The sequence below is a fragment of the Pseudomonas sp. LBUM1641 genome, from assembly GCF_059716235.1.
Genome location: NZ_CP166815.1, coordinates 6,245,586 through 6,265,507, shown reverse-complemented (window position 1 = coordinate 6,265,507; position 19,922 = coordinate 6,245,586). Strand labels below are relative to the sequence as shown.

Here is a 19,922-nt window from a genome sequence, read left to right as displayed (position 1 = left end):
CTGCCTGATGACCCAGCCGATCCGCATCAAGGACCACGAGAAAGACGCACGTCTTGTACGCGCGCGGGTGGTGTTTGGCGCGATTTTGGTGGTGGTGCTACTGGGGGTGCTGATTGCGCGCCTGTATTTCCTGCAGGTAATCCAGTACGACTATCACTCCACGCTGTCGGAAAACAACCGGGTGCACGTGCAGCCGATTCCTCCGACCCGTGGGCTGATTTTCGACCGCAACGGTGTGGTGGTCGCGGATAACCGGCCCAGCTTCAGCCTGAGCATGACCCGCGAACGTTCCGGCGATTGGCAGCAGATCCTCGATGTGATCGTCGAGGTGCTGCAACTGACACCGGAAGACCGGGTGATCTTCGAGAAACGCATGAAGCAGGGGCGCCGGCCGTTTGAGCCAGTGCCGATTCTGTTCGAGCTGACCGAAGAGCAGATCGCCCGGATCGCGGTGAACCAGTTCCGGCTGCCGGGTGTGGAAGTGGTGGCGCAGTTGGTGCGGCATTACCCGCAAGGGGCGCACTTCGCGCATTCGGTCGGCTACATGGGCCGAATCAACGAGAAAGAGCTGAAGACCCTCGACCCGGTCAACTACAGCGGCACCCACCATATCGGCAAGACCGGCATCGAGCGTTTCTACGAGCCGGAACTGCACGGCCAGGTGGGTTACGAGGAAGTCGAGACCAACGCCCGAGGCCGCGTGCTGCGGGTGCTCAAGCGCACCGACCCGGTGCCCGGCAAGGACATTGTGCTGAGCCTGGACATCAAGTTGCAGGAAGCGGCGGAGATGGCCCTGGGCGGTCGCCGTGGTGCTGTGGTGGCGCTGGACCCGAGTACTGGCGAAGTGCTGGCGATGGTCAGCCAGCCAAGTTTTGACCCGAACCTGTTTGTCACCGGGATCAGCTTCAAGGCCTACGCCGAGCTGCGCGATTCGATTGACCGGCCGTTGTTCAACCGCGTGCTGCGCGGCCTGTACCCACCGGGTTCGACCATCAAGCCGGCAGTGGCGATTGCCGGCCTGGACTCGGGCGTGGTCACGGCGTCGAGCCGCGTGTTCGACCCCGGCTACTACATGCTGCCCAACTACGATCACAAATACCGTAACTGGAACCGCACCGGCGACGGCTTTGTGGACCTGGACACGGCGATCATGCGTTCCAATGACACCTACTTCTATGACCTGGCCCATAAGCTGGGGATTGATCGGCTCTCGGCCTACATGGGCAAGTTCGGCCTCGGTCAGAAAGTCTCCCTGGACATGTTCGAAGAATCGCCGGGCCTGATGCCGTCCCGCGAGTGGAAGCGAGCCACCCGCAGGCAGGCGTGGTTCCCGGGCGAAACCCTGATCCTGGGGATCGGCCAGGGCTATATGCAGGCCACGCCGCTGCAACTGGCCCAGGCGACCGCGCTGGTGGCCAACAAGGGTGTGTGGAACCGTCCGCACCTGGCCAAGACCATCGAGGGCGAACGCCCGGTGGATGAAAACCCGATTCCCGACATTGTGCTGCGCGACCCGTCCGACTGGGCCAAGGTCAACCACGGCATGCAGCAAGTGATGCACGGCGCCCGGGGTACCGCGCGTAAAGCGGCGGCCGGCGCGCAATACCGGATTGCCGGCAAGAGCGGTACCGCCCAGGTGGTCGCGATCAAGCAGGGCGAGAAATACGACCGCTCCAAAGTTCAGGAGCGCCACCGTGACCACGCCTTGTTCGTCGGCTTTGCCCCGGCCGACAACCCGAAAATCGTCGTGGCAGTGATGGTCGAGAACGGCGAGTCCGGTTCCGGTGTGGCCGCTCCGGTGGTGCGTCAAATCATGGATGCCTGGCTGTTGACCGAAGACGGCAAGCTCAAGTCCGAATATGGCGGCACCCCATCCAGCGTGGAGGCTACGGCCCGTGAAGAGTAATTTTGATCGCATCCTCTCCAGCGAGGATGTGATGCGCCGTCGTGCCACCTTGCTGCAGCGCATGCACATTGATGGCCCGTTGCTGATCCTGCTGCTGACCCTGGCGGCCGGCAGCCTGTTCGTTTTGTACTCGGCCAGTGGCAAAAACTGGGACCTGCTGATCAAGCAAGCGTCCTCGTTTGGCCTGGGCCTGTTGTCGATGGTGGTGATCGCCCAGCTGGAGCCGCGCTTCATGGCGCGCTGGGTGCCGCTGGGTTACGTCGCCGGTGTGTTGCTGCTGGTGGTGGTGGATGTCATGGGGCACAACGCCATGGGGGCTACCCGCTGGATCAACATCCCGGGGGTGATTCGCTTCCAGCCGTCGGAATTCATGAAGATCCTGATGCCGGCGACCATCGCCTGGTACCTGTCAAAACGTACATTGCCGCCCCAACTCAAGCACGTGGGCATCAGCCTGATATTGATTGGCGTGCCGTTCGTGCTGATCGTGCGCCAGCCTGACCTCGGCACCTCGCTGCTGATCCTCGCGGGCGGCGCGTTCGTGCTGTTTATGGGTGGCTTGCGCTGGCGCTGGATCCTCAGCGTGCTGGCCGCCGCCGTGCCGGTGGCCGTGGCCATGTGGTTCTTCTTCATGCATGACTATCAGAAGCAGCGAATCCTCACGTTCCTCGACCCGGAGAGCGATCCGCTGGGCACCGGCTGGAACATCATCCAGTCCAAGGCCGCCATCGGTTCCGGCGGTGTGTTCGGCAAGGGTTGGCTGTTGGGCACCCAGTCGCACCTGGACTTTTTGCCGGAAAGCCACACCGACTTTATTATCGCGGTGATGGGCGAGGAGTTCGGCCTGGTGGGCATCTGCGCACTGTTGCTGATTTACTTGCTGCTGATCGGCCGCGGCCTGGTGATTACCGCCCAGGCGCAAACGCTGTTCGGCAAATTGCTCGCCGGCAGCCTCACCATGACGTTTTTTGTTTACGTTTTCGTCAACATCGGTATGGTCAGTGGCCTGTTGCCGGTGGTTGGGGTGCCGTTGCCGTTCATTAGCTACGGCGGAACTTCGCTGGTGACATTGATGTCAGCGTTTGGGGTTTTGATGTCGATCCATACCCATCGTAAGTGGATCGCACAGGTTTGAATAAGGTGAAGATGTCAATGCAAGTAATGCGCGGCTGGGCGGCTCGGCACGTGTCCTGGATGGGCCTGTTGGGCCTGCTGGGAGCCGCTGTGCAGGAAGCGCAGGCCGGCGACTACGACGGCTCGCCCCAGGTCGCCGAATTTGTCGGTGAGATGACCCGTGACTATGGTTTCGCCGGTGAGCAACTGATGGGCGTTTTCCGCGAGGCCCAGCGCAAGCAGGCAATCCTCGACGCCATTTCCCGGCCCGCCGAACGCGTGAAGCAGTGGAAGGAATATCGTCCGATGTTCCTGACCGACGCCCGCGTGGCGCGTGGCGTGGACTTCTGGCGCCAGCACGAAGCCGTGCTGGCCCGCGCCGAGCAGGAATACGGGGTGCCAGCCCAAGTGATCGTGGCCATCATCGGCATCGAAACCTTTTACGGCCGCAACACCGGCAGCTACCGGGTGATCGACGCCTTGTCGACCCTGGGCTTCGATTACCCGCCGCGCGCCGAATTCTTCCGCAAAGAGCTGCGCGAGTTCCTGTTGTTGGCCCGTGAAGAGCAGGTCGACCCGTTGACCCTCAAGGGCTCCTACGCCGGGGCCATGGGCTTGCCGCAGTTCATGCCGAGCAGCTTTCGCGCCTATGCCGTGGACTTTGACGGCGACGGCCATATCAATATCTGGAGCAACCCCGATGACGCCATCGGCAGCGTTGCCAGCTACTTCAAGCGTCATGGATGGGTAGCCGGCGAGCCGGTGGTGATCCGTGCCGATGTGACGGGCGATCGCGCCGACGAAGGCCTGACCCAGGGTATCGAGCCCGTCAAGACGGTAGGGGAGTTGCGGGCGCTGGGCTGGTCGAGTCAGAATGCGCCACGCGATGATATGCCGGTGACGGCGTTCCGCCTTGAAGGCGAGAACGGCCCGGAATATTGGATGGGCCTGAAGAATTTCTACGCAATCACGCGTTATAACCGCAGTGTGATGTACGCCATGGCCGTGCATCAGCTGTCAGACATGCTGGTCCAAGCACGGGGCGTCAAGTAATGCCGGTATCACCGATGTACAAACCCCTGAAGCTGGTGGCTTACGCCGCATTGTCGTTATTGGTGGTCAGTTGCTCTACCAGCCGTGCACCGGTGCAAAAAGCCGGTGGCACCGTGGTCCGCTCCCAACCGGGGCTGGACATCAACCGCGCCCACAAAGACGGCGCGCCGTGGTGGGATGTGGATGTGTCGAAGATCCCGGATGCCACGCCGACCCTGCACACCGGCCCTTACAAGGCCAACCCCTACACCGTGTTGGGCAAAAACTACTTCCCGCTGCAAGAATCGAAGACTTACGTGCAATCGGGTACGGCGTCCTGGTACGGGACCAAGTTCCATGGCCAGAACACCGCCAACGGCGAAGTGTATGACCTCTACGGCATGAGCGCGGCGCACAAGACCCTGCCGCTGCCCAGCTATGTACGCGTGACCAACCTGGACAACAACCGCACGGTGATCCTGCGGGTCAATGACCGTGGGCCGTTCTATTCGGACCGGATCATCGACTTGTCCTACGCTGCCGCGAAGAAACTCGGGTATGCCGAAATCGGTACGGCACGCGTGAAGGTTGAAGGTATCGACCCGGCCCAGTACTGGGCCCAGCGTGGCAAGCCGGCGCCGTTGATGCTTAACGAGCCGCAAACCCAGCAACCGCAAGTGACCGCGTCGACAGGCAAGATCGAACAGTGGACGCCGCCGCCGGCGCAACACGCTCCGGACACGGTCGTCGTACCGCGAGCAGCTCCGGGGGCTTCTACCGTGGGCGGGCAGTACTTGCAAGTCGGCGCTTTCGCCAACCCCGATGCGGCAGAGCTGTTAAGGTCCAAGCTCAGCGGGATGGTCAATGCGCCGGTCTTTATCAGCTCTATTGTGCGTAACCAGCAGACCCTGCACCGTGTGCGCATGGGCCCTATCGGCTCGCCGAGCGAGGTTGCGCAAGTGCAGAACAGCGTGCGCCTGGCCAACCTGGGGCAACCCAGCGTGGTCACCGCCGAATAAGCGATACAAAGGATTGATGGTTCAGGCTCGCATGCGGGTTTGAACCCTGGTTGTTGGCTCGTTGAACAATAAAAACCCAGGGGCAAGGGGTGGGCGTACAACCGAACACGCGACAGTCTGGCGACGGGCTGTCTGAATAGTTTTGCCCGCGAGGGCAAGTTTCCATAAGCAATTTCGAGAGACGGATGAACATCACCACCTTAGCCAAACGCACGTGCCTGCTTCTTTCGCTGATCATCACCCCGGCCGCCTGGGCGGTTGAAATGGTGCCGGCTTCCCCGCAACTGGCTGCCAAGGCCTGGGTCCTGATGGATGCCGCCAGCGGCAACGTGCTGGTGGAGAACAACGGTGACCAGCGCCTGCCCCCAGCCAGCCTGACCAAGCTGATGACCGCCTACATCGCGACCCTGGAAATCCGTCGCGGCCAGATCGGTGAAAACGATCCGGTGACCGTCAGCGAAAACGCCTGGCGCACCGGCGGTTCGCGGATGTTCATCAAGGTCGGTTCGCAAGTGACTGTAAGCGACCTGCTGCACGGCATCATCATCCAGTCCGGTAACGATGCCAGCGTGGCCTTGGCCGAGCACATCGCCGGCAGCGAAGACGCATTCGCCGACATGATGAACAAAACCGTGGCTGACCTGGGCATGACCAACAGCCACTTCATGAACCCGACCGGACTGCCGAACCCTGAGCATTACTCGTCGGCTCACGACATGGCGATCCTGGCCCGCGCGATCATTCGTGTCGACCCGGTGCACTACGCGATCTACTCCCAGAAAGAGTTCTTCTGGAACAACATCAAGCAGCCTAACCGCAACCTGTTGCTGTGGCGTGACAAGACCGTCGATGGTCTGAAAACCGGCCACACCGAAGAAGCTGGCTACTGCATGGTGTCGTCCGCTGTCCGTGACGGCCAGCGCCTGATTGCCGTGGTGTTCGGTACCAACAGCGAGCAGGCCCGTGCGGCCGAGACGCAGAAGCTGCTGACCTATGGCTTCCGTTTCTTCGAAACCCAGACCTTCTACCAGAAAGGCACCGAGCTGGCTCAAGCCCCTGTATGGAAAGGCGCAACCCATCAAGTCAAGGCCGGCCTGGCTGAAGACCTGACCCTGACCATGCCTAAAGGCCAGCTCAAGAAGCTGGTTGCCAGCATGACCATGAACCCGCAACTGGTCGCACCGATCGCCAAGGGCGATGTCATCGGTAAAGTCGAAGTGAAGCTGGACGACAAGGTGGTGCACAGCGCCGACCTGATCGCTCTGGACGCCGTCGACGAAGGTGGTATCTTCCGACGCGTGTGGGATAGCATCCGTCTATTCTTCTACGGCTTGTTCAACTGATAGTGTGCACCTGCAAAGCCCCGCGTTGATCTGACGCGGGGCTTTGCCGTCGCCACGGCTTACCGCTTACGAGGCTGTTCTGCCATGACCGATAAAGAAGTACAGGCGCCAAAGATCGAGTTCCCTCAAAAGGACTATCCGATCAAAGTGATCAGCGATACTGGCGTGGGCCGCAAAGACGCGGTGATTGCCATCGTGTTGAAGCACGCCGAGATCAATCTTGATAAGACCATTGATCGTCAAAGCAGCACAGGTAAGTACACCACGACCCAGCTGTATATCCTGGCGACCGATCAAGACCAGCTCTACAACATCAACAGCGAACTGCGGGCTACCGGCTTCGTGCATATGGTGTTGTGATGTCACAGACCCTGGGCTTTCGCGAGCTCGGCCAAATGGCATACGAGCCGGTGTGGCACGCCATGCAGCGGTTCACCAACGAGCGCGGCACCGAAGCCCCGGATGAGATCTGGCTGGTCGAACACCCGCCGGTTTTCACCCAGGGCCAGGCCGGCAAGGCCGAGCATTTGCTGCTGCCAGGAGAAATCCCGGTGGTGCAGGTCGACCGCGGCGGGCAGGTGACTTACCATGGCCCAGGCCAATTGGTGGCTTATCTGTTGCTGGACGTGCGCAGGCTGGGTTTTGGCGTACGTGAGTTGGTCAGTCGCATGGAGTCATGCCTGATCGAACTGTTGGCCAGCTACGGTGTGGCCGCGGCGGCCAAGCCGGATGCACCGGGGGTTTACGTCGATGGCGCGAAAATCGCCTCCCTGGGCCTGCGGATTCGCCACGGCTGTTCCTTTCATGGCCTGGCCTTGAATGTGGACATGGACCTGGCGCCGTTTCGACGGATCAATCCCTGCGGTTACGCCGGTTTGGCGATGACCCAGTTGAGCGATCACGCAACACCACTAGAATTTGCCGAGGTAAGTGCCCGGCTGCGCGCGCAGCTCGTCAAACACCTCGACTATGCTGAGCAGACGACCCTAACGGGCGGAATCGACTGATTATGACTACTGATGCAGTGCAAACCATGATCCCGACGCTGGATGTTACCGAGCGTCCGGCCCCGCGTGCCAAGGTAGAAGCCGGCGTCAAGCTGCGCGGCGCCGAGAAGGTTGCACGCATCCCGGTGAAGATCATTCCGACCACCGAACTGCCGAAAAAGCCTGACTGGATTCGCGTGCGTATCCCGGTTTCGCCGGAAGTCGACCGCATCAAGGCGCTGTTGCGTAAACACAAGTTGCACAGCGTCTGCGAAGAAGCGTCCTGCCCGAACCTGGGCGAGTGCTTCTCCGGTGGCACCGCGACCTTCATGATCATGGGTGACATCTGCACCCGTCGTTGCCCGTTCTGCGACGTTGGCCACGGCCGGCCGAAGCCACTGGACGTCAACGAGCCGGAAAGCCTGGCCATCGCCATCGCCGACCTGAAGCTCAAGTACGTCGTGATCACCTCCGTAGACCGTGACGACCTGCGCGACGGCGGTGCACAGCACTTTGCCGACTGCATCCGCGAGATCCGCAAGCTGTCGCCGAACGTGATGCTCGAAACCCTGGTCCCGGACTACCGTGGCCGTATGGACGTGGCGCTGGAAATCACCGCTGCCGAGCCGCCGGATGTATTCAACCACAACCTGGAAACCGTACCGCGCCTGTACAAGGCTGCGCGTCCGGGTTCGGATTACCAGTGGTCGCTGACCCTGCTGCAGAAATTCAAGCAGATGATGCCGCACATTCCGACCAAATCCGGCCTGATGCTGGGCCTGGGCGAAACCGACGAAGAAGTGATCGAAGTCATGAAACGCATGCGCGAACACGACATCGACATGCTGACCCTCGGCCAGTACCTGCAGCCATCCCGTAGCCACTTGCCGGTACAGCGCTTCGTGCACCCGGACGTGTTTGCTTGGTTTGCCGAAGAAGGCTACAAGATGGGCTTCAAGAACGTCGCTTCCGGCCCGCTGGTACGTTCCTCGTACCACGCCGACGAGCAGGCGAAACTGGTCAAGGCCAGCCTGGTTTCGTAAGTCTCGCCCTCACTGTAGGAGCGAGCTTGCTCGCGAAGAACTCAAGAGCACCGCGCGCATCGAGGATGCGCGCGTTATCGTTTACGACCTTCGCGAGCAAGCTCGCTCCTACAGGTTGCGGTTAAGTCATCCTCTTCTGTTTGCAACCATTGCTGTTTAGAGTGCCTTGGGCAATCCACACGAGGAGAACCATGGATGACGACTCAATTGACCACTTGTGCGGTACCTGCGCTGCGCGCCGAAGGCGTGATCGGGCTGATTGCCCCTGCCGGGCCGGCCGAGCTGGATATCGACAAGGCCACGCAATGGATGCGCGCCCGGGGCTACACACTGCGGGTTTTCCCGGGGGTAGGCGAGCGTGATGGCTACCTGGCCGGCAGCGATGACGTACGCCTGAATGACCTGCACGGGGCGTTCGCCGACCCGTCCATCGACGCGATTTTTTGCCTGCGCGGCGGCTATGGCACCCCACGCCTGCTGGACCGCCTGGACTTCGACCTGCTGCGGGCCAATCCCAAGCCATTTGTCGGCTACAGCGATATCACCGCCTTACACTTGGCGATCAACCGCTATGCCGGTTTCGTCACCTTCCACGGGCCGATGTACAACGCTGACCTGTTAGGTGAGAAGCAACAACCTACCGAGTCGTCGCTGTTCAGCATGCTGCGCGGACAAGTGAAGGCCGGTAGCCAGTTGACCCACCCGGTGGCCTACCCATTGACCACCGTTGAGCCAGGCATCGCCTGCGGGCGCTTGCTGGGCGGTAATCTGTCGATGATCGCGGCGGTGATGGGCACGGCGTACGAGATTGATGCCGAGGGTATCATTCTGTTTATCGAAGACATTAACGAGCCGCTGTACCGCATTGATCGGTTGCTCACCCATTTGCGCCTGGCCGGCAAGTTGGCTCAGGTGGCGGGTGTGGTGGTGGGGGATGTGGCAGGGGTTGATAGCCTTGCGCTTGAGCGCTTGCTGAAACAGACCTTCGAGCCGTTGTGCATTCCTGTGCTGTCCGGCTGGCGCAGCGGGCACTGCAACCCGAACCTTACCTTGCCGATGGGCGCGAGGGTGCGGTTGGATGCGGGGGAGAAGCGGTTGGTGTTGGAGCAGGATGTGGTGTTTAAGGCCTGAGATTTCCGCTGCTTCTTAAGGCCTCATCGCAGGCAAGCCAGCTCCCACATTGACCGTGTATATCATGAACGACGCGGTCAAAGGTGGGAGCTGGCTTGCCTGCGATGGCGGTAGTCGCCATGCGCCGATCTATCGGCTTTGCAGCGACTCCAGCAACTTCACCGTCGGATACCCATCCGCCGGCCAGCCCAGCGACTGCTGCGCTGCACGAATCGCCTTGCGGGTGTTGGCGCCGATGATCCCGTCCGGGTTGCCGGCATCGTAACCCTGGGCGCTGAGTGCTGTTTGCAAATCAATCCGTTGTGAGCGGCTCAACGGCAGCTCATCTTTCGGCCAGCTCCCACGAATCACGCCACCGCCAGCGAACCGTTCCGACAACAAACCAACCGCCAACGCATAGGACGACGAGTTGTTGTACTTGAGGATCGCGCGGAAGTTATCCAGCACCAGGAACGCTGGGCCACGATAGCCAGCGGGCAGCAGCAGGGCGGCAGAAAGCTGGTCGACGTTGGCCGGCACGCTGGCGCCAGGCGGCACCTGGATCCCGAGCTTCAGCCACTCGCCAACGGTCTTGCGCACGCTGCCATCAGCCAGGGCGTAATCGAAGTTCAACGGCAGTTGCTGCACCTCAAAACCCCACGGCTGGCCTTTTTGCCAGCCGGAGCTTTGCAGGTAGTGCGCGGTGGAGGCGAGGGCGTCGGCCGGGCTGTTCCAGATATCGCGGCGACCGTCGCCGTCGAAGTCCACGGCGTGGGTGTTGTAGGTGGTCGGGATGAACTGGGTCTGGCCCATGGCGCCGGCCCAGGAGCCTTTCATCTGGTCAGCCGCGATGTCGCCATGCTGGATGATTTGCAGCGCCGCCAGCAGTTGAGCGTGGGCGAACGCCGGGCGACGTCCTTCATACGCCAGGGTCGCCAGTGAGCGGATCACCGAATTGTTGCCCTGGAACTGGCCGAAGTTACTCTCCATGCCCCACACCGAGACCAGCGCCAGGCGGTCGACGCCATAACGATCTTCAATGCGTTGCAGAATGTCGGCGTACTTCACCAGCAGTGCCTGGCCATTACGTACGCGCAGCGGCGACAGGGCGCCGTCGAGGTATTCCCACACCGGGCGGGAAAACTCCGGCTGGCTGCGGTCGGCCCGAATCACCGCCATGTCGGGTACGACATTGGCAAAGGCTGTGTCGAAAACCTGTGGCGTGATACCGGCCTTCAGGGCTTCTACGCGAAAGCCTGCCTGCCATTCGGCAAAGGTCTGGGTCGGCTGGATATCAAGGTTGTCCACCGCCAGTGGTGCAACGACGGCAGGTGCGGCTACCGGTGCAGTCTGGAGCGGGGGCAGGGGTTGAGCATCGGCGGCGGTGGGTTTTTCCGCGCAGGCGACTAACAGAATGAGGCTGGAGGCAGCGATCAGTTGGCGAAGGTGCCAACGACGGGAAAGACTAGAGGGCATGCACAGGTCCAGGGAGTACGAATCAGGTACAGACCTTATCATGCCAGAGGGGCGCTTGCCTTCAGGCAGCCAGAAAGTAAGAAGCCTCCCAGCTATTAGACTGGAAGGCTTCGCGGCGGTAGCTGCCTTTGCCTTTGCCGGCTCGTTCCTGGCGACTGCGGAACAACGGCTGGGCGATGATGGATTTGGCCTTGTTGGGGCCATGCTTGGATGGCTTTTTGCTCATGATGGGTACTCTTTGGCGGGTTGATGATGCGGTGCGAATCATCGGCCGAAGTTTGGATTCTGTCCAGCCCAGCGAGACGTAGGACTATTCAGCAGGCAGCGCCAAGCGCTGTCCTGACATCAAAAGTGACAAACGACTCAAGCTCATCCAGGGCGATCCAGCCGCCTGGCCCTTGATCTGCGCGTCAATGCGCTGGGCCTCGAGCAGCAATTGCGCCCAGCGTTGCGCCGAGTGCCGTTGCAGGGCTTTGCTGATCAGGGGTTTGCGCTTGTCCCACACCGGTGGCCGTGCCTGGCTGAAAGCCTTGTCCAGCGGGATGCCCTGGCTGTATTGCAGGGCAATATTGGCCAGCAGGCGTAATTCCCGGGCGAGGGCCCAGAGAATCACCGGTGGCTCGACGCCTTCGCCGCGCAGCCCTTCGAGCATGCGCAAGGCGTGGGCGGGTTCGCCGTTGAGGATCGCGTCCACCAGGCCAAATACGTCAAAGCGCGCGCTGTCAGCCACGGCGCCTTGTACGGTTTCGACGGTGATCTGGCCGCCTTCAGCCATCAGCTTGAGCTTTTCGATTTCCTGGGCGGCCGCCAACAGGTTGCCTTCCACCCGCGCAGCGATCAGCTCCACCGCGTCCTGGCTGGCAGTCAGCCCGGATTGCGACAGGCGCTGACGAATCCACTGCGGCAGCTGGCTGCTGTCCACCGGCCAGATCTGTATGAACTGGGTCTGGCCGCCTTCCACCAGCGCCTTGCCCCACTTGGTCTTCTGCGCGCTGCCATCAAGCTTGGGCAGGCTGATCAGCAGCAGCGTGTCTTCGGCAGGGCGTGCGCAGTATTCCATCAATGCCGCCGCGCCTTTATCGCCGGGCTTGCCCGAAGGCAGGCGCAGTTCCAACAGGCGTTTTTCGGCGAACAGCGACATGCTCGCCCCGGCTTGCAGCAGCGTGCCCCAGTCGAAACTGGCGTCGGCGCTGAATACCTGGCGTTCATCGAAGCCCTGTTGCCGGGCGGCGGTGCGGATCGCGTCCGCAGCCTCCTGGCACAGCAGTGGGTCATCACCGCTGACGATGTAGACGGGCGCGAGGTTGCCTTGCAGGTGCTTGGCGAGTTGGGCGGGGGCAAGTTTCATAGGCAGGGCGAACGGGGCACCTGGGGCGCCCCGTCTGGCTTACTCGGCAGGAACTTCGACAGGCGACTGTTTAGGCTGGCTGTTTTCATACTCTTGCGCAGCTTTCAGTGCATCGGCATCTGCCTTGGCTTTGTTGTCTGCCGTTTGCTGCAGTTGATCCAGTTTCTCCGGGGTGATCTGTTGCAGGCGCAGAACCATGCGCTGCACCAGTTCACGACGCATTTCCTTGCGCACCTGGATGGTTTCGGAATCCGAGCCCACCAAGTTGTTGCCGTCGTGGCTCACGACTTTCTGTACCTGGATCTTGTCGCCCATCAGCGGCAGGTTGTCATGGCCCTGGATTTCGTAGAAGAGCGTGGTGCTCAGCTCAATGTCCGAAGCACGGCCGGCACTGGCGTAGCTGAGGTTGCGCTGCTCTTCTTTTTCATCCGCCAGGTTCAGTTTGTAAGCCGCGCCTGTATAGACTTTGACGCCACTGTTTTCCAGGACCTGGCGCAGCTGTTGCACCGTTTCTCCGTAGGAGTTGCGTGCGGTGACGTCCAGTTCCTTGAGCGTCAGGTCGGTGGTGCCGGTGCCGCGCAGCTGGAAGCCGCAAGCGCTCAGTAGCACGGCAAGGCCCATAACCAGCAGATTGCGTTTGATCATTTTGATGCTCCCCTTGAAACCATATGGGCCTTATCGAGGCCCTGGAGGTTTTGTTCGGCGCCAGGGTTATGCCCCTGGCGCCCGATCCGATTAGCTAGCGACGATATTGACCAGTTTGCCGGGCACCACGATCACTTTGCGGATCGTCAGGCCTTCGGTGAAGCGCAGCACGTTCTCATTGGTACGGGCGGCGGCTTCGACTTCTTCACGAGTGGCGCTGGCAGGCATGTCGATCTGGCCACGCAGCTTGCCGTTGACCTGAATCACCAGTTGCAGGGTGTCCTGTACCAGGGCGCTGTCATCCTGTACTGGCCAGGCGGCATCGATGACTGCACCGCTGTGGCCCAAGCGGCTCCACAGGTCGTGGCTGATGTGTGGCGTGATCGGAGCCAGCAGCAGGGTGACCGTTTCCAGGCCTTCCTGTACCAGCGCGCGGTCTTGTTCGGTGGCCTGTGGGGCTTTTTCCAGCACGTTCATCAGCGTCATCACCTGGGCGATGGCAGTGTTGAATTTATGGTGCTGGCCCACGTCCTGGCTGGCGTGCTTGATGGCCAGGTGGGTGCTGCGGCGAATGGCTTTTTGCTCATCGCTCAAGGCTGCCACGTCCAGTTTGCCCGGCAAGCCCTGGCTGACATGGGCGTGCGCCAGGCGCCAGACGCGCTTGAGGAAACGGTGCGAACCCTCTACGCCGGAGTCGGACCATTCCGCGCTCATGTCGGGCGGCGAGGCGAACATCATGAACAGGCGGCAGGTGTCTGCGCCGAACTGGTCGATCATCGACTGTGGGTCGACGCCGTTGTTCTTCGACTTCGCCATCTTCTCGGTGCCGCCGATTTCCACCGGCAGGCCGTCGGAGATCAACTTGGCGCTGATCACCTTGGCCTTGCTGTCACGCACCAACTCGACGTCCGCCGGGTTGAACCAGGTGTAGGCGCCATTGGCTTCGCGACGGTAGTAAGTTTCGGCAATCACCATGCCTTGGGTCAGCAGGTTCTTGAACGGCTCGTCGGAGCTCACCAGGCCTTCGTCACGCATCAGCTTGTGGAAGAAGCGCGCGTACAGCAGGTGAAGGATGGCGTGTTCGATACCGCCGATGTACTGGTCTACCGGCAGCCAGTGGTCGGCCGCGGATTTTTCCACCAGGCCGCCTTCATAGTGCGGCGAGGCGTAGCGGGCGTAGTACCACGAGGACTCCACGAAGGTGTCCATGGTGTCGGTTTCACGCTTGGCCGGTGCGCCGCAGTTCGGGCAGGTGCACTCGTAGAATTCAGGCATGCGCGCCAAGGGCGAGCCAGCGCCGTCCGGTACTACATCTTCCGGGAGTACGACGGGCAGTTGGTCTTCCGGCACCGGCACGTCACCGCAGGTTTCGCAGTGGATGATCGGGATCGGGCAGCCCCAGTAGCGCTGGCGGCTGATGCCCCAGTCGCGCAGGCGGAACTGGGTGCGCGAGGCACCGAGGTTTTTCTTGATCAGCGCAACTTCGATAGCGTCGAACGCGCCTTCGAAATCCAGGCCGTCGAACTCACCGGAGTTGATCAGGGTGCCGTGCTCGCCGTAGGCGTCTTGCCACGGGGCCGGGTTGGTGTCGCCGGAACTGGTGCGCACCACGGACTTGATGGGCAGGTTGTACTTGGTGGCGAATTCGAAATCGCGCTCGTCGTGTGCTGGCACAGCCATTACCGCGCCATCGCCGTAGTGCATCAGCACGTAGTTGGCGACCCACACCGGCAGCTTCTCGCCGGTCAGCGGGTGCTCGACGAACAACGAGGTCGGCAGGCCTTTTTTCTCTTGGGTGGCGACGTCGGCTTCGGCGACGCTGCCGCCTTTGCATTCGGCGATGAACGCCTGCAGCTCAGGGTTGTTCTGTGCAGCCTGGGTGGCCAGCGGGTGTTCAGCGGCCACGGCGACGTAGGTCGCGCCCAGCAGGGTGTCCGGACGGGTAGTGAAGACTTTCAGTACGCCTTCTGCGCCGATGGAGTCGACGTTGTACGGGAACTGCACTTCCATGCCCTTGGACTTGCCGATCCAGTTGCGCTGCATGGTCTTGACCTGCTCGGGCCAGCCCGGCAAATCGTCGAGGCTCGACAATAGTTCATCCGCGTAGGCGGTGATCTTGAAGTAGTACATCGGGATTTCGCGCTTTTCGATCAGCGCGCCGGAGCGCCAGCCGCGGCCGTCGATCACTTGTTCGTTGGCCAGTACGGTCTGGTCCACCGGGTCCCAGTTCACGGTGCCGCTTTTCTTGTAGATCACGCCTTTTTCGAACAGGCGAGTGAACAGCCATTGTTCCCAGCGGTAGTAATCAGGCTTGCAGGTGGTCACCTCGCGGGACCAGTCCACCGCCAGGCCCAGGCTGCGCAGCTGGGTCTTCATGTAGGCGATGTTTTCGTAGGTCCACTTGGCGGGCGCTACGTTGTTCTTCATCGCGGCGTTTTCCGCCGGCATGCCGAAGGCGTCCCAACCCATGGGTTGCAGGACATTCTTGCCCAGCATGCGCTGGTAGCGGGAAATTACGTCGCCGATGGTGTAGTTGCGCACATGCCCCATGTGTAGCTTGCCGCTGGGGTAAGGGAACATCGATAGGCAATAGAAAGTCTCCTTGCCTGGCTGTTCACTGACTTCAAAGGACTTTTGCTCATCCCAGAACGACTGGGCGGCATTTTCTATTTCACGGGGCTGATATTGTTCGTGCATGGCTACTTTTGAACTGAATAGGGGTGGCCTAATCCTCTTCGGTGCAACGTTCAGGTTGATCGACACCAAAAAGCGGCGCGTCCGTGCCCAAACCCTGCGGGAAGTGGAGTTACAGGAAGCGCCGTAGCATACATGACCCCACTCTATCGAGGGAAACCCTGATTGCGCCGCCGAGGCCGTTGGTCGCGGCGTCAGGCAGGCAGGGCCAGCAGGACTACGCTGTTTAGTGGGGAGTGAGTCTTATCTTCAATGAGGTGAGGGATGGTTGATTCGCAGCGAACTTTAACGAAACCGCAGGTGTACGAAGGACTGATCGACCGTTTGGGTCGAGCACTGGATGCAGCAAAAACCGCTGGCCGATTGTGTGATGAGCGGCCTCTGGAGTTGGAACTGCGTGGCTTGAGCCAGGCAGAGCTGGACGTAATCAAGGTGTATCTGGAGCTAAATGAGCATCGCGCGCCCCATGGCATGGCCTCCCCGCCAGCCGAGGAGTTTTCGCGCTCGGCCAAGGTGGTATGGCTCAAGGATTTCTCGGCCGGTCGCAGCCCGGAAAAACTCCGGTCCGTGCGTTTCAAGTGAAGTACCGCGTTATCTGTAGCCTTCTCAAAATCTGTTCTTGTAAAGATTGTCGCTAAACCCCGTTACACCTTAGGCTTCGGGCATCTTTGGAGATGCCCGATGCCTATTCGTTACTTCATTAAACAATTGCTGTTGCCGCCCGGCGTTCTGTTGCTGTTGCTGGCGCTTGCCTGGTGGTTTCGTCGCAGCCGGCCACGACTGGCAGCGGTGTGCTTTGCCCTGGGGTTTGGCGGGATGTGGTTGATGAGCCTGCCGGTGGCGGTGCAGTGGGGGGCAAAGGCCCTGGAGACCGAGCCGCCGTTGGCCCGGGACGAATGGGCAACCCTGGCGCAGCGGGCTGATGCCATTGTGGTGTTGGGTTCCGGGCGTGAGCGTGGGGATCCGGCCTGGGGCTCCGATCAGCCGACGGGGATCGGGCTTGAGCGCCAGCGCTACGCGGCGAGACTGGCCAAGGCTTCGGGTTTGCCGGTGCTGACCAGCGGTGGCTTGCACTACGGCACGCCGCCGAGCGAGGCGGAGTTGATGGCGGTGTCGATGCAGGATGACTTCGGTGTGAGCGTGCGCTGGAAGGAAGAGCGCAGCCGTACCACCTGGGAAAACGCTCAGATGAGCGCCGAGATTTTATTGCCGCAGGGGATCAAGCGTGTGGTCGTCGTAACCCAGGCTTGGCACATGCCGCGCTCGCGCTGGAGCTTCGAAAAGGCTGGGTTTACGGTGGTTCCGGCGCCGGTGGGATTCCTGAGCCTGGACAATGCTCGGCCACTGGGTGGCTGGATGCCGGAATTCAAGTCAATTTGGCAGAGCGGGCAGTTGCTGAATGAAGCGGTGGGGCAGGTGGGCTACCGGATGTTTTACAGGTAATACCGCAGGGCAAATGTGGGAGCGGGCTTGCTCGCGAATGCAGTGTGTCAGTCACTGGTGCATTACCTGACAGACCGCATTCGCGAGCAAGCCCGCTCCCACATTATTTGAGTATTTCTATTACACCGTTTTGGACATCCGGCTCGCCAACAGCGCCCAGCCAAACAAACCAAGGCACAGGATGATTAACGGCCACGAACGCCATTCCAGGTAGGGCGTGAGGTTGTGCATCGGCACCACCTCGCCGTAGAGAATCCCGCGCTCAAACTGCGGGATCTGCACGGTGATCTGCCCGTACGGGTTGATCAGGCCGGTGACGCCATTGTTGGTGGCGCGAATCATCCAGCGACCCGCTTCCAGGGCGCGCATCTGGGCCATCTGCAAATGCTGCAGCGGGCCGATGGAGCGGCCAAACCAGGTGTCGTTGCTGATGGTCAGCAACAAATCGCTACGGGCTGACAAGCTGGCGGCGAACTCCGGGTACACCACTTCATAGCAAATGAACGGCGCAATCTGATAGCCCTTGGCTTGCAGCAAAGCCTGGTCGGATGGCCCGCGGGCGAAGTCCGACATCGGCAGGTCAAAGAATGCGATCAAGCCGCGCAACATGTCCTGCAGCGGCACGTACTCGCCAAACGGCACCAGCTTCTGCTTCAGGTAGGTACCGTCGCCTTCGCCCACCACCGTGATGCCATTGAAGAAGCGCTTCTGGTGGTGCACTTCCTGGCGGATCGGTACGCCGGTGATCAGCGCGGTGTGCCGGTCCGCGGCGAACTTGCCCATCATGCCCAGGTAACCCTCGACGGATTCCTTGAGCACCGGCACGGCGGTTTCCGGCCATACCAGCAGGTCGACAGGCTTGGAGCTGAAGCTCATGTCGCGGTACAGCGCGAGCTGCGCATTCAACTGCTCGGGGTCCCACTTCATGCTTTGTTCGACGTTGCCCTGGACGGCCGCCACGGTCAGCGGTGCGCCAGAAGGGCTTGTCCAGGCGTGATGCTTGAGTGCCAGGCCGATGGCCCATGGCGCCACCAACAGCAGCAAGCCCGCACCGATGAACAGGTTGCGCTTAGCCGCCAGCAGACGCGGCAGGTTGCAGATCAGTGCGGCGGTCAGCGCCAGGGCAAAGGAAATCAGCCACATGCCACCCAGCGGCGCGAGGCCGGTGAGAGGGCCGTCGAGCTGGCTGTAACCGGAATAAAGCCATGGGAAGCCGGTGAGGAACCAGCCGCGAAACGCTTCCTGGCCCACCCAGAGTGCCGCGAAGGCCAGGGCATCGGCCAATGGCGCTTCATTGCGACGCAGCCAGCGCGCCCACACCCAGGCGGGCAGGGCAAAGAACCAGGCAATTGCCGCCGTAAACGCCAGCATCAGCATGCCGGCCAGCAGCACTGAAGCGCCGCCAAAATGGTGGATGCTGTAGTAGATCCAGCTGGTACCGGCGCCAAACAGACCGAAACCGAAACACCAGCCACGGCCCAGGGCCTGGCGTGGTGTCAGTTCACGCAATCCCGCATAAAAGAACCCGACGGCCACCAGCGCAAACGGCCAAAGGTCGAACGGCGCCAGCGCCAGGGTAGTGATGGCGCCGGCCACCACGGCCAGCAAGTTACCGGGCCAGCCGGGTGCAATCATACGGCGCATGTAGGGGTGGGTCATCAGCTATTTCCTGTGTCGCGCCGGCCTGCTGTGGCGCAGGGCAAGGCGCGAGGAGTGTGGTTTGATTTTTCCAAATGAACGACGAGTAACGTAGCCCTGCGCCACAGCAGGCCGGCCCTTCGGGTTGCCCCTGAGAACCGGCCATGCTGCGTTGCAGGCCTTGGAAAGGGAGCGCCATTCCCTGCGGCCTGCGCCTTGCCTGGCCGGCTCTCAGGTGCAACGCGACACAGGAAATAGCTGATGACCCACCCCTTCCTTAGCGGGCAATAGGTGTCAGGCGAATCAGATGGATCCTGCGGCTGTCGGCATTCAGGATGCGGAAGCGATAGGCACCGATTTCCGTGGTCTCGTTACGCTTGGGCAGGTGCCCGAACGCACTCATCACCAGGCCGCCAACCGTGTCGAACTCATCGTCGGAGAATTCGCTGTCGAAGAACTCGTTGAAGTTCTCGATCGGCGTCAGGGCCTTGACCAGGAAGTCACCGCTGGGCAGCGGCTTGATGTAGCTGTCTTCTTCCACATCGTGTTCGTCTTCGATGTCACCGACGATCTGTTCCAGCACGTCTTCGATGGTCACCAAGCCGGCCACACCGCCGTATTCGTCAATCACGATGGCCATGTGATTGTGGTTCGCACGAAATTCGCGCAGCAGCACATTCAGGCGCTTGGATTCGGGGACGAAAGTGGCAGGACGCAGCAGGTCCTTGATGTTGAAGCTGTCACCGTTTTCCTTGAGGATCAGCGGCAGCAGGTCCTTGGCCAGAAGGACACCCATGACGTCGTCATGGCTTTCGCCGATCACCGGGTAGCGCGAGTGCGCCGAGTCGATGACGGCCGGGAGGAACTCCCGTGGGGTCTGGGTCGCCTTGATGCTGACCATCTGCGAGCGCGGAACCATGATGTCCCGCACCTGCAAGTCAGCGACCTGGATGGCGCCTTCGACGATGGCCAGCGCTTCGCTGTCCAGCAACTTGTTCTGATGTGCCTCGCGCAGCAGCTCCAGCAGCTCCTGGCGGTTTTTCGGCTCGTGGGCAAAGGCCTGGGTGAGTTTCCCCAGCCATGACTTTTGCCCGTTGCTCGATCGGTCTTCGCTCATAGCGATTAC

The 19,922-nt window shown here is 61.2% G+C and carries 18 protein-coding genes; 11 read left to right on the top strand and 7 right to left on the bottom strand.

All coding sequences use genetic code 11. The features are described 5' to 3' along the window. The first annotated feature begins 7 nt into the window (after nt 1–7). The 9 genes from mrdA (at nt 8) to ACA046_RS28805 (ending at nt 9,573) form a co-directional block, all read left to right on the top strand. Nucleotides 8–1,906 carry a penicillin-binding protein 2 gene (gene mrdA, locus ACA046_RS28845; protein WP_497675411.1) on the top strand — a complete coding sequence of 633 codons (1,899 nt, stop codon included), beginning with the start codon at nt 8–10 and terminating at the stop codon, nt 1,904–1,906. Nucleotides 1,907–1,937: 31 nt separating this feature from the next. Beyond that, on the top strand, nt 1,938–3,041 hold the full coding sequence (gene rodA, locus ACA046_RS28840) for a rod shape-determining protein RodA (protein WP_322148760.1): 1,104 nt from the start codon (nt 1,938–1,940) through the stop codon (nt 3,039–3,041). A gap of 17 nt (nt 3,042–3,058) precedes the next feature. Then, a complete protein-coding gene (mltB, locus tag ACA046_RS28835; RefSeq protein WP_063026905.1) occupies nt 3,059–4,072 on the top strand; it encodes a lytic murein transglycosylase B in 1,014 nt (337 codons plus the stop codon). Beyond that, nucleotides 4,072–5,070, top strand: coding sequence for a septal ring lytic transglycosylase RlpA family protein (locus ACA046_RS28830; protein WP_459024021.1), 999 nt, complete (start codon nt 4,072–4,074; stop codon nt 5,068–5,070). Before mltB ends, ACA046_RS28830 begins: the two co-directional genes overlap by 1 nt. Nucleotides 5,071–5,255: 185 nt before the next feature. After that, the gene (locus ACA046_RS28825; RefSeq protein WP_076014088.1) at nt 5,256–6,413 is read left to right on the top strand and encodes a D-alanyl-D-alanine carboxypeptidase family protein; all 1,158 of its coding nucleotides are present in this window, start codon (nt 5,256–5,258) and stop codon (nt 6,411–6,413) included. An 84-nt stretch (nt 6,414–6,497) separates the two neighbouring features. Further along, nucleotides 6,498–6,773, top strand: a complete 276-nt coding sequence (locus ACA046_RS28820) for a DUF493 domain-containing protein (RefSeq protein ID WP_076014087.1) — start codon at nt 6,498–6,500, stop codon at nt 6,771–6,773. Then, complete coding sequence (gene lipB, locus ACA046_RS28815) at nt 6,773–7,420, top strand: lipoyl(octanoyl) transferase LipB (protein ID WP_459024018.1); 648 nt, start codon at nt 6,773–6,775, stop codon at nt 7,418–7,420. Before ACA046_RS28820 ends, lipB begins: the two co-directional genes overlap by 1 nt. Nucleotides 7,421–7,422: 2 nt before the next feature. Continuing rightward, the gene (gene lipA, locus ACA046_RS28810) at nt 7,423–8,442 is read left to right on the top strand and encodes a lipoyl synthase (RefSeq protein WP_003215441.1); all 1,020 of its coding nucleotides are present in this window, start codon (nt 7,423–7,425) and stop codon (nt 8,440–8,442) included. Nucleotides 8,443–8,637: 195 nt separating this feature from the next. Beyond that, nucleotides 8,638–9,573 carry a S66 peptidase family protein gene (locus ACA046_RS28805; protein WP_497675410.1) on the top strand — a complete coding sequence of 312 codons (936 nt, stop codon included), beginning with the start codon at nt 8,638–8,640 and terminating at the stop codon, nt 9,571–9,573. Between the two features lie 129 nt (nt 9,574–9,702). Here the strand turns inward: ACA046_RS28805 and ACA046_RS28800 are convergent, their stop codons facing one another. From ACA046_RS28800 to leuS, 5 genes are all read right to left on the bottom strand, one after another. Next, nucleotides 9,703–11,028 (bottom strand): lytic murein transglycosylase, encoded by a 1,326-nt coding sequence (locus ACA046_RS28800; RefSeq protein WP_459024013.1) that lies wholly within the window; start codon nt 11,026–11,028, stop codon nt 9,703–9,705. 61 nt (nt 11,029–11,089) lie between these two features. After that, nucleotides 11,090–11,254 carry an alternative ribosome rescue factor ArfA gene (gene arfA, locus ACA046_RS28795; RefSeq protein WP_003176285.1) on the bottom strand — a complete coding sequence of 55 codons (165 nt, stop codon included), beginning with the start codon at nt 11,252–11,254 and terminating at the stop codon, nt 11,090–11,092. 84 nt (nt 11,255–11,338) lie between these two features. Next, on the bottom strand, nt 11,339–12,376 hold the full coding sequence (holA, locus tag ACA046_RS28790; RefSeq protein WP_459024011.1) for a DNA polymerase III subunit delta: 1,038 nt from the start codon (nt 12,374–12,376) through the stop codon (nt 11,339–11,341). A 39-nt stretch (nt 12,377–12,415) separates the two neighbouring features. Continuing rightward, nucleotides 12,416–13,021 (bottom strand): LPS-assembly lipoprotein LptE, encoded by a 606-nt coding sequence (locus ACA046_RS28785; protein WP_076014083.1) that lies wholly within the window; start codon nt 13,019–13,021, stop codon nt 12,416–12,418. A gap of 90 nt (nt 13,022–13,111) precedes the next feature. Continuing rightward, the gene (leuS, locus tag ACA046_RS28780; RefSeq protein WP_459024008.1) at nt 13,112–15,718 is read right to left on the bottom strand and encodes a leucine--tRNA ligase; all 2,607 of its coding nucleotides are present in this window, start codon (nt 15,716–15,718) and stop codon (nt 13,112–13,114) included. A 261-nt stretch (nt 15,719–15,979) separates the two neighbouring features. Between leuS and ACA046_RS28775 the strand changes: the two genes are divergently transcribed. Both ACA046_RS28775 and ACA046_RS28770 read left to right on the top strand, forming a co-directional pair. Further along, nucleotides 15,980–16,297, top strand: a complete 318-nt coding sequence (locus tag ACA046_RS28775) for a hypothetical protein (RefSeq protein WP_167665203.1) — start codon at nt 15,980–15,982, stop codon at nt 16,295–16,297. 99 nt (nt 16,298–16,396) lie between these two features. Next, nucleotides 16,397–17,158 carry a YdcF family protein gene (locus tag ACA046_RS28770; protein ID WP_318302692.1) on the top strand — a complete coding sequence of 254 codons (762 nt, stop codon included), beginning with the start codon at nt 16,397–16,399 and terminating at the stop codon, nt 17,156–17,158. Between the two features lie 120 nt (nt 17,159–17,278). On the opposite strand, the gene lnt is transcribed toward ACA046_RS28770, so the two are convergent. After that, on the bottom strand, nt 17,279–18,802 hold the full coding sequence (lnt, locus tag ACA046_RS28765) for an apolipoprotein N-acyltransferase (protein WP_497677148.1): 1,524 nt from the start codon (nt 18,800–18,802) through the stop codon (nt 17,279–17,281). 271 nt (nt 18,803–19,073) lie between these two features. Beyond that, complete coding sequence (locus ACA046_RS28760) at nt 19,074–19,913, bottom strand: CorC family transporter (protein WP_003215451.1); 840 nt, start codon at nt 19,911–19,913, stop codon at nt 19,074–19,076. Nucleotides 19,914–19,922 lie beyond the last annotated feature (9 nt).